The sequence below is a fragment of the Plesiocystis pacifica SIR-1 genome, assembly GCF_000170895.1.
Taxonomy (GTDB): domain Bacteria; phylum Myxococcota_A; class Polyangia; order Nannocystales; family Nannocystaceae; genus Plesiocystis; species Plesiocystis pacifica.
The window spans coordinates 1-9,067 of record NZ_ABCS01000190.1 but is presented as its reverse complement, the minus strand read 5'-3'; the positions used below and the strand labels follow the sequence as shown (position 1 = coordinate 9,067).

The 9,067-nt window shown below is 71.5% G+C and carries 12 protein-coding genes and 1 pseudogene; 8 read left to right on the top strand and 5 right to left on the bottom strand.

Translation table 11 applies throughout. The annotated features are described in order from the left end of the window. Window positions 1–141 precede the first annotated feature (141 nt). The 5 genes from PPSIR1_RS40625 to PPSIR1_RS40610 all read left to right on the top strand — a co-directional run bounded on the left by PPSIR1_RS40625 (window position 142) and on the right by PPSIR1_RS40610 (window position 2,766). The gene (locus tag PPSIR1_RS40625; protein WP_006977164.1) at window positions 142–429 is read left to right on the top strand and encodes a DUF1244 domain-containing protein; all 288 of its coding nucleotides are present in this window, start codon (window positions 142–144) and stop codon (window positions 427–429) included. A 7-nt stretch (window positions 430–436) separates the two neighbouring features. Then, complete coding sequence (locus PPSIR1_RS40620; RefSeq protein WP_006977163.1) at window positions 437–871, top strand: secondary thiamine-phosphate synthase enzyme YjbQ; 435 nt, start codon at window positions 437–439, stop codon at window positions 869–871. Then, the gene (gene ttcA / locus PPSIR1_RS40615) at window positions 868–1,731 is read left to right on the top strand and encodes a tRNA 2-thiocytidine(32) synthetase TtcA (RefSeq protein ID WP_006977162.1); all 864 of its coding nucleotides are present in this window, start codon (window positions 868–870) and stop codon (window positions 1,729–1,731) included. Before PPSIR1_RS40620 ends, ttcA begins: the two co-directional genes overlap by 4 nt. A 114-nt stretch (window positions 1,732–1,845) precedes the next feature. Further along, the gene (locus tag PPSIR1_RS48940; RefSeq protein ID WP_006977161.1) at window positions 1,846–2,007 is read left to right on the top strand and encodes a hypothetical protein; all 162 of its coding nucleotides are present in this window, start codon (window positions 1,846–1,848) and stop codon (window positions 2,005–2,007) included. A 9-nt stretch (window positions 2,008–2,016) separates the two neighbouring features. Further along, a complete protein-coding gene (locus PPSIR1_RS40610; protein WP_006977160.1) occupies window positions 2,017–2,766 on the top strand; it encodes a LiaF domain-containing protein in 750 nt (249 codons plus the stop codon). Window positions 2,767–2,874: 108 nt separating this feature from the next. Here PPSIR1_RS40610 and PPSIR1_RS40605 read toward each other — a convergent pair whose 3' ends face one another. Together PPSIR1_RS40605 and PPSIR1_RS40600 are read right to left on the bottom strand one after the other, a co-directional pair. After that, entirely contained in the window at window positions 2,875–3,477 is a 603-nt protein-coding gene (locus tag PPSIR1_RS40605; RefSeq protein WP_157596509.1) for a hypothetical protein, read from the bottom strand. 61 nt (window positions 3,478–3,538) lie between these two features. Next, complete coding sequence (locus PPSIR1_RS40600; RefSeq protein ID WP_157596508.1) at window positions 3,539–4,282, bottom strand: DUF2914 domain-containing protein; 744 nt, start codon at window positions 4,280–4,282, stop codon at window positions 3,539–3,541. A 149-nt stretch (window positions 4,283–4,431) separates the two neighbouring features. Here PPSIR1_RS40600 and PPSIR1_RS51015 point away from each other — a divergent pair, with 149 nt between their 5' ends. The 3 genes from PPSIR1_RS51015 to PPSIR1_RS40590 are packed head-to-tail and all read left to right on the top strand — an operon-like array spanning window position 4,432 to window position 6,089. Further along, window positions 4,432–4,557 carry a hypothetical protein gene (locus tag PPSIR1_RS51015; RefSeq protein ID WP_269744755.1) on the top strand — a complete coding sequence of 42 codons (126 nt, stop codon included), beginning with the start codon at window positions 4,432–4,434 and terminating at the stop codon, window positions 4,555–4,557. Between the two features lie 28 nt (window positions 4,558–4,585). After that, the gene (locus PPSIR1_RS40595) at window positions 4,586–5,014 is read left to right on the top strand and encodes an MAPEG family protein (RefSeq protein WP_006977156.1); all 429 of its coding nucleotides are present in this window, start codon (window positions 4,586–4,588) and stop codon (window positions 5,012–5,014) included. A gap of 55 nt (window positions 5,015–5,069) precedes the next feature. Then, entirely contained in the window at window positions 5,070–6,089 is a 1,020-nt protein-coding gene (locus PPSIR1_RS40590; RefSeq protein ID WP_157596507.1) for a hypothetical protein, read from the top strand. Between the two features lie 10 nt (window positions 6,090–6,099). On the opposite strand, the gene PPSIR1_RS48935 is transcribed toward PPSIR1_RS40590, so the two are convergent. The 3 genes and pseudogenes from PPSIR1_RS48935 to PPSIR1_RS40580 all read right to left on the bottom strand — a co-directional run. Then, a complete protein-coding gene (locus PPSIR1_RS48935; protein ID WP_006977154.1) occupies window positions 6,100–6,237 on the bottom strand; it encodes a hypothetical protein in 138 nt (45 codons plus the stop codon). 255 nt (window positions 6,238–6,492) lie between these two features. Next, the gene (locus PPSIR1_RS40585) at window positions 6,493–8,274 is read right to left on the bottom strand and encodes a hypothetical protein (protein ID WP_006977153.1); all 1,782 of its coding nucleotides are present in this window, start codon (window positions 8,272–8,274) and stop codon (window positions 6,493–6,495) included. Beyond that, window positions 8,274–9,067: pseudogene (locus tag PPSIR1_RS40580) on the bottom strand (hypothetical protein); the annotation flags it as partial. The pseudogene PPSIR1_RS40580 and the gene PPSIR1_RS40585, both read right to left, overlap by 1 nt.

Below are 9,067 nucleotides of genomic sequence, written 5' to 3'. Positions count from 1 at the left end.
CCGGCGAAGCCGTCACGGGTCCTCCTCCCGGCGGTCGGGCTGACGCCCTCCTGTCCTCCTCGACTCAGGGAGGCTATCCCTGCTCAGGGGGCCAGCTGGCGGGCGGACCGCGCTCGCCAGATCGTCTATTCTCCGCCGACCATGGCCGAGATCGACGACGCCACCCGCACCGCCATCGAGGCGGCGACCTTTCGCCGCCTCGTCGAGCACCTCCAGGGCCGCACCGACGTCCAAAACATCGAGCTGATGGAGCTCGCCGGCTTTTGCCGCAACTGCTTGTCCAAGTGGTACCGGGCGGCCGCGGCCGAGCGCGGCGTCGAGCTCGAGCTCGACGAGGTCCGCGAGGACGTCTACGGCATGCCCTACGCCGACTGGAAGGCCAAGTTCCAGACGGGCCCGAAGATCGACCTTCCGCCCAAGGACGCCTAGACCGGCGATGCAGACCTGGTCCAAGACCTTGACCGTGGCCACCCCGGGCCGCGGGACCACGGACATCTCGGCTCGCGTCCAGGCGGTGGTCGAGCGCTCGGGCGTGCAGCAGGGGCTGTGCAATGTGTTCATTCACCACACCAGCGCATCGCTGATCGTGTGTGAGAACGCGGACCCGCAGGTGCGCGAGGACCTCGAGCGCTTCATGGCCCGGCTCATCCCCGACGGCGATCCGATCCTCGGCCACGTCGACGAGGGCCCCGACGACATGCCCAGCCACGTGCGCTCGGTGTTGACCGCGACCACGCTGACCTTCCCCGTCAGCCGCGGGCGCGTGCCCCTGGGGACCTGGCAGGGCATCTACCTGTGGGAGCACCGCCGCGCTGGACACGGCCGCAAGGTCACGGTCACGGTCCAGGGCGAGACACGGATGGCCCGGTGAAGCGCGCGCCCAAATCTCCCAAGGTCACGGCGCGGCTGCGTCGCGCGCTCGGCAAGACCATCGCCGACTACGGGCTGATCCACGAGGGCGACCACGTCATGGTCGCGGTCTCGGGGGGCAAGGACAGCTACACCCTCCTCGACCTGCTGGTCCTCGCCCGGTCCCGGGCGCCCATCGACTTTCAGATCACGGCCGTGCACCTCGACCAGGTCCAGCCGGGCTACGACGGCTCGCCGCTGCGGACCTGGCTCGAGGACTTCCGCGGGCGCACGAAGGTCGACTTCGAGATCGCCCAGGAGGACACCTACACGACGGTGGTCGACCTGACCCCGCCGGGCAAGGCCTACTGCGCCGTGTGTTCGCGGCTGCGCCGGGGCGTGCTCTACAACGTCGCTGAGCGCCTGGGCTGCAACAAGATCGCCCTGGGTCATCACCGCGACGACGCCCTCGAGACCCTTTTGATGAACCTCTTTTACGCCGGCAAGCTCCAGGCCATGCCGGCGAAGTACACCACCGACGACGTGCGCTTCGAGGTCATCCGCCCGCTCATCGAGTGCGCCGAGGCGGACATCATCGAGCACGCGAGCTGGGCGAAGTACCCGATCTTGCCCTGCAACCTGTGCGGCTCCCAGGACAACCTGCGCCGCGAGAAGATGCGCCGGCTCATCGACGACATGGCCACGGACAACCCCCACGTCCGCGCCGTGATGCTCAACGCCGTGCGCAACGTCCACCCGAGCCACCTGCTGGACCGCGAGGTCGCGCGGGTGTGGCTGGGGCGGGACCGTGGTGAGGTCGAGGTCGAGGTCGAGGCCGAGGCCGCCGGCGAGGGCCTCGTGCAGCTCCGGCTCGAGCGCTGATCTGCTAGAACGGCTTGGCCATGGCCGCCGCCGAGCCCAGCCCGACACCGTGGGGCACCTTCGACCTCGGGGAGTGTTTCGCCGGACCCTCGCGGCGCTGATTGGGGGACGAGGATGATCGGACTGCTCTTGACCCGCTTCGACGTCCGCGCGCTCGTGTCCGGGGCGCTCGAGTGGCTGCGCGCCGAGGGTCGCCCCGAGCTCGTTGTCGCCGTGGCCATCGCCCCCATAGGCTGGCCTCACCAGCGCGCGACCATCCACGCTGACCACCGATAGCGGGACGCCATGGAGCCGGACGGACGACCCACCAACCTGATCGCCCTGCGCGACGCCAAGCAGCGCGGCGAGCAGCTGATCTCGCAGCGCTACGCCGAGGACCTCATCGACGGCGACGAGCTCGAGCGGCGCCTCGAGGCCCTGGGGGCCGCGGACACCCTCGCGGCCGTCGACGCCCTGACCGTGGACCTGCTCGATCCGAGCAGCGACGCCGCCGGGGTCGCGAGCATGGTGCTGGCGGAGTCGGCGAGGGCGCAGGCGCTGGCGGTGCCCGCGAAAGCTGCGAGCGTGACCAGCCTGGTCCCCGCCGACGCCGTCGAGCCCGAGCGTCGGCGGGTCGCCGTGTTGTCGGCGATGAAGGAAGAGGGCGCGTGGACGCCCGCGCGCACCAACCGGGTGGTCAACGTGCTCGGCGAGTCCAAGCTCGATCTTCGCGAGGCTCGCCTCGCCCCGGGCGAGCTGGTGTTCGAGGTCCGCTGCGTGCTCGGCTCGATCAAGCTGCTCGTGCCGCCGGGGTTGGCCGTGCGCGTGGAGGTCAGCAACGTGCTCAGCGAGGTCACCCGCGACCCCGGGGTGGTCGACCAGCCGGACAGCGCGGACGCGCCGGTGATCGTGGTCCGCGGCACCCTGGTCCTGTCGGAGCTCGAGGTCCGCGAGCGCTTGCCGGGCGAGGGCGGCTGGCGAGCGTTTTGGCGCAAGCGACGAGAACGACGGGCGCTTCGTCGACGCCAGCGCGCCGCCCTGCCGCCGGCCGACTGAGGGGGTCGTCCCGGAGGTCGGGGACGAGGAGGGGCGAAGCCCCGAGACGGCCGCCCCTGGTGTCGGAGGGCGTGCGTCGGTTGATCCGAGGGGGCGCGCTCGCGGGCGTCAAAAGCGGGCGACGGGCCCGATGGCGGCGAGCACGTCGTGGAATACGAGCTCCCGGTTCGCGGCCACGGCGTAGTCGATGTCGAAGTCGATGCCCCAGCGCTCCGAGAACCACGCGTAGAAGCCGAGGGTCAGGCAGGCGCCCCCGAGCACCAGGGGGCCGTCGGGCTGAAAGATGACGTCGAGGTGCGGCCCGCCGCCGAAGTAGGGGGTGATCCACGGCGCGGGGTGGAAGGGCTTTTTGAAGTAGAGATCGACGGGCATGGCGAGCTCTCGCGCGCCGAAGGCCCCGGCCACGGTCAGCTCGATCTCCAGCCAGTTGTGGATCACCGAGCGCTCGTAGAACAGGCCCGCGTAGCCGAGGGGGACGTGCTCGTACTCGCCTTCGTGGGGGGCGAACAGGGAGATGTAGCCGAACTTGGCCCCGAACAGGTTCGGGTGCATGGCGTGTCGGCGGCCGTGGCCCATGTCGTCGTGCTCGTCGTGCTCGTCGTGCTCGTCATGCTCGTCATGGGCGTGCTCGTCGTGCTCCCCGTCATCGGCCCAGGCCGCGGTGGGCCACGAGAGCAACGCTGCGACGAGCACCCCAGACGCGCGCTTCATGCCCTGGGGGACGGATGGCCGGGCTGCGTTGTTACCGGGCCCCGTCTTGCTCGTTCGTGAGCTAGTTGATGGTGAACTCGACCTCGCCGAGCACGGCCCCGTCGGCGCTCTTGATGGTCGCCTTCCACTTGCCCTTGCGGGCCTCGGTGATGGGCAGCCAGCCGCGGGTCAGGTAGGCGGGGATCTTGCTGACCTTGACCTTGCTGCGCTGGTTGAGCTTGCCGTCGCGCTCCCAGTAGATGGTCAGCTCCTCGGGCTCGCCGCGGGGGTGGATGACTCGCATGCACACGTTGACGCGCTCGTCGGAGCCGACGGTGAAGGTGTCGCCGACGAGGTCGCAGCGGCTCTGGTGCCAGCCGCGGCCGATCTCGAGCATGTCGAGGTGGATGCCGTTGACGCCCGCGCCGCCGACGGGGGGCAAGCTGGTCTTGGTCACGGGCAGGCGCGAGAAGGCCTTTTTGTTGGCGGCGGGGGTGTCCGGCGGGAGGTGGGCCGGGTCGCGGGGGTCGGTGGGCTTGGCGGCCTCGGGAGCGGCGGCTTCGGCAGCACCCGCTTCGGCAGCGGCGGGCTCGGTGCCGCCCGTGCCGTCTGCCACCTCGGCGGGGGCGTCGGCATTCTCTGTCGGGGCGGCGCTCGGCTCGGGTTCGGGCTCGGCCGGCTCGGGGGCCTCGGGCTTGGCGTCGGTCTCAGCCTCGGCCGGACGCTTGCTGGGCGCCTTCTCGGCAGCTGCGTCGGCCTTGGCCTGGCCCGATGAGGGCTGGGAGGGCGGGGAGCCGGAGTCGCAGGCAGGGGCGAAGGCGAGCATGAGGGCGGAGCTCGCAGCGAAGAGGAGGGGAGCGCGGCGGTGCATCGTCAACACAGTGAGAGCACGAAGGCTGACTCGCAATGCCTTCCCAGCAATGCGAGGCAGCCCTCGCCAAAGCTCTATCGATGACGCTACGCTAGGGCTCGAAGATGCGCGCGCGTGGATTGGTCCTGGCTTTCTTGTTCATCGTCGTCGTCGGGGTGTTGGCCTGGCTGACCGGCGATCGCAGCCCCTTGGCCAAGGGGCCCGAGAGCCTCGACAGCGCCAGCGAGTGACGCAGCCCCAAGATTGATTGGACTCGCCATGAACCAAGAAGCCCTCGACGTCTACCTGCTGTGCACCACCGCCTTGGTGCTCAACCTCTTCTTCCTCGTCGGGGTGATCGGCGCTCGCCGATCGAAGGCCAAGACCTTCGTGAACCCCGAGGACGCCGACACCTTCAAGGGCAACCTCGCGGAGGCGGAGGACCCCAAGGCCGCGCGCGCCCTCGCGGCTCACCGCAACGCCCTCGAGAACATCCCGCTGTTCCTGATCCTCGGCTACCTCCACGTCGCGACCGGGGCGAGCCAGACCAGCGCCATCGCCTACTTCGTGACCTTCACCGTCGCGCGCTGGCTGCACTCGATCGTCTACCTCCGCGGCCTCCAGCCGTGGCGCACCGCGCTGTTCTCGATCAGCTTCCTCGCCATGCTGGGCATCGCCGTGCGCCTGGCGATCGTCGCCTTGACCTGACCTGAGCATGGTTCGCAGGGCGCTCCGGCTCGAGAGAGGGATTATGCTCGTTCCCATGCGGCGGATCGAGTGCGTGGCGGCGGTGAGCTTGGCCTTGGCCTGCGTCGAGCCCAAGTCCGCGGGCATGATGGAGACGGGCGCGGGCTCGGACGAGGCGGCGGACGGTTCGTCGGACTCGAGCGACACCGGCAACGCCGAGGGCACGTCGACGGAGTCGAGCACGGGCTCGACGGGTGAGACGGGCACCGAAGAGAGCACCACCGCCGACGACAGCTCGGCCTACGAGACCGGCGACGACTGCACCGAGGTCGCGCCCTGCGAGGTGATCTGGGCCGACGCCGAGGGCAAGTACCCGACCTATCCGTCCTGGCCCAACGGGCACTACACCGTGCCGCCCAACGATCTCGACTGTCCGCCCGGGACCGTGGAGTTCGACAGCTACTGCTCGTTCACCGTCGCGCCTTGTGCCTGCCACTTCGTGTGCCCCGAAGCTTGCGGCCCGCGGGAGGTCTGCGTGCCCGTCGAAAAGCAAGACGGGACCGGGAGCGTGGGCGATCACTGCGAGTGCCACGGGGCCTTTGAGGGCGAGCCCGGGGCCTGCGAGTGGAGCGACGACAACTTCCTCGAGAACCCGGACTTCGTCGACTGCGAGGGCTGGAAGTTCTTCGGCGACGACGGCACGGCGCCCTATCCCGTGAAGGTCGAGCTCCTCGACGAGCAGCTGCACCTCGAGGCGGGGCGCTGCCAGGAGGCGCGGGCCGTCGCCCGGGCGCGGATCCCCGACGCGGCCGCCTTCCCCGAGGGCGCGGCGCTGGTGTTCCGCTACCGCTTCGAGGCCGCCGAGGTCCTGGGCCAGTCGACGGTGAGCTTTGGGCTGTGGCCGCTCGCGGGTCAGAGCCTCGAGGAGACCGGGCCCGAGATGGTCGAGCACCGCGTGTGCCTGGACCTCAACGAGATCGGGATCATCGGCTCGCTGCGCTTCGAGATGGAGGGGCTGGGGCTGTGCGCTTCGCCGCTGACCATGGACCTGACCGTCGACGACATTCGGCTCGAGGCCGACCCCGCGTGCGGCTGAGGGCGGCGGTTCAGCGCAGCGGCTCGAGGCGCACGACCAGGCGGTTTTCGCCGGGCGTGAGCACGTAGCTCTGCTCCATAGCGACGTAGCCCGCGGCGCGGAAGCTCAGCCGGACCCGGCGCGAGACCTCCCCGCGCGCGATGGACACGGGCGGGAGCTTGGTCGCGGGGAGCGGGCCGAAGCTGCAGCCGTCGACGCACTCGACCGCGAGCAGCTCGAGCTCGGCGGTGCTGATGAGCTCGAGCTTCGCGGGCTTGGGCCCATGTCGGTCGCGCGTGCGGGGCAGATGGTCTCGTCAGCCATGGCCGAAGCGGAGTCGTGGACGTGGGGCAGGGAGGGCGCAGTGTCGTCCACGACGGCCAAAACAGACAGGGACCGTGGATTCATTCACAGTCCCGGAGTATCACCCGCGCTCGATGGTGTCGAAGCGCAGGCCCGAGCCGCGCTCGCCTCGTCCGGGTCGCTTGCGTCGGCCGATCCACAGGTGCAGGCGGCCGTCGCTGCCGCGGGCGAGCTGCCAGTGGCGCGAGACCGAGACGCCGCCCCGGGGGAGCTCGTCTTCGTGCAGGCGCAGCGGGCGGGTCGGGTCGAGGACCTCGCCCAGGGGACCCACGGCCCAGTCGGGCAGGTTGGCCCAGCCCTGCATTCGAGCCCGGCGCAGGCGGACCTGCTCGCTGTCGGGGAGGCGCTCGGGGATGAAGGGGATCCAGTGGGGCGGGACCTCGCTCTCGAGGCTGTAGCGCCAGGTCTGGCGGCCGTCTCGCTCGCCGGCGGCGGTCGGCTCGTCGGCGCCTTCGCTGGCCTCGCCGACGGCCAGGCTGGTCCGCAGGCGTCGCTGCTGGGGCTTGCCGGTGCTCGTCTCGATGCGCTCCTCCACGGCCCAGGCCAGGTTCGCGGCCTCGTCGCGGACGAAGGCGACGCGCTCGAGGGCCTCGCCCTCGATGGAGCTGGCGAGGGGGCGGGGCAGGAGCAGCCAGGGCGTGCGCCCGCGGGCCACGGAGTCGTCGCCGCTGAGCTCGAAGCCGGCGAAGGCCCGGGCCTGGCCCTCGCCGATGCGCTGCTGATCTTCGACGGCCGTCGAGCGCACCCGGTGGCTCCCGCCGAAGCTGTCGACGACGTCGATCCAGCCCACGCGGACCAGGGCGCTGGCCGGCAGGCGCAGGGGCAGGAGGAACCAGTCGTCGGAGTAGAGCGTGGCGAACTCGGCGACGATCAGCCGGCCGAGGTCCGCGGGCCCGGCCTGGATGCCGCCGAAGTAGACCTTGCCCTCCTCGAACTCCCACCAGCGGCTCGCGGGCATGCCCGGGAAGCTCAGGGGCACGGGCAGGACCGTGGGCTGGACCTTGGTGGTGCCGCCGGTGCCCGCCTTCAGGCCGTGGCTCGCGGCTGGATCGGCGTCGACGGTGAAGCTGTACCAGTCGAGGTGGCCGCCGACGTACTCGCGCGCGCCGAGGATGACCTCGCCCTGGCCCGCGGCCACGCCGAGGCTGAAGCTGTACTCGAGGCGCTCGTCGGCCCAGGTGTCGCCGGACTCGCCGGGCAGGCAAAAGCGGGCGCGGTACTCCGTCAGCCAGCGCTTGGTGGGCCGGTCGAGGGCCGCGATGGTCGCGGCGTCGGCCTTGGGGTCGAGCTCGAGGGCGGCGACGAAGCTCCCCTTGCTGATCGCGGGGGCGAGCTTGCGGGCGTCGACGCTGCGCCGGGCGAGCAGGCGCAGGGCCTGGGCCTCCTTGGCCGCGAGCCCGTGCAGGCACCAGTCGGGGAGCTCGAGGGGGAAGGCCGCGCGGACCTTGGCGCGCAGCGAGGCCAGGCCCGCGGCGTCGAGGCGACGCAGGAGCTGGAGCCCGGCCTCACCGGCGAGCTGAACCCGCGCGGGGCCGGCGAGGAAGTTCTCGGCTTCGACCCGAGCCTCGAGGGGGCGGGCGGCGAAGGCCCCGGCGTCGAAGGGCTCGACGGCGGCTTTGTTTTTACCCTCGCCCTCACCCGCGTCGTTGCGGAAGGTGTTGATGGGGTTGATCCACGCGCTGATCTGCGCCGAGATCGGCGAGGCCGCGTCCTCGCCCCGGAACTCGCCGACTTGCCACTGGCGGGCCAGCGACCACAGCGGGTCGGCGATCCGGGCCTGGAGGCCCTGGTCGAGGTCCGTGCTCCGGGTGTGGGGTTCGAGTCGATCCCAGTCCGCAGCCATCAGCCCTGCCCTCCTTCGTCGTCGTCCGTTGGTGTCTGGGGCCCGGCGTCGACCCGGCGCGGGTAGATGGCCGGGACGTGGTGGCCGTAGCCGGTGAGCGCGTCGGGGTCGACGGCGCGGAGCTTGGCGAGCTCCAGGGTCTGCTGGAGGGTGTCGAGGACCAGGTCGAAGTCGTAGGTCTGACCGGCGGGCGGGGTGATCAGCAGCATGGTCTGGGGCGGGCGCGAGCTCGGGGCGTCGAAGTGCATGGCGACGCCGGTGAGCACCTCGTCGCTGGGGATCTGCTCGGTGAAGCTGTCGACGACCAGGCCCGTGAAGGTCTTCCCGGCGCGCGCCCGGGCGAGGCCGCCGTGGTCGAGGGCCCACAGGCACAGCCGGCCCTCGCGGGCGCCGTCGCGGAGCTTGGGCGCGGCCACGGCCGCCCACGGGTCGTCGGCGACCACGGGCAGCTGGGCCACGGCGAGGCTGGGGCTGCGGTCCGCGATCAGCTCCGCGTGGGTGGTCAGGGCGTCGAGCTTGGCGGCGTCGGGGCGGACCTTGGCGATCTGCCCGAGCCAGCCCGTGGCCTTGGCCGGGTCGCCGTCGAGGAGGGCGTCGGAGCGGGCGAAGGCCGACTCGACCGCGCCCGCGTCGGCGACCACGCAGCGCGGCAGCAAGGGCAGGGGGAACTCGAGCAAGCTGGCGAGGCGCTCTTCGGCGAGCTCGCGCCGGGCCTCGAGCTCGCCCGCGCGCGCGGCCAGGCCTTCGTCGAGGCTCGCGGACGCGTGGGCGGCGAGGCGCTCGCGGGCCTCGT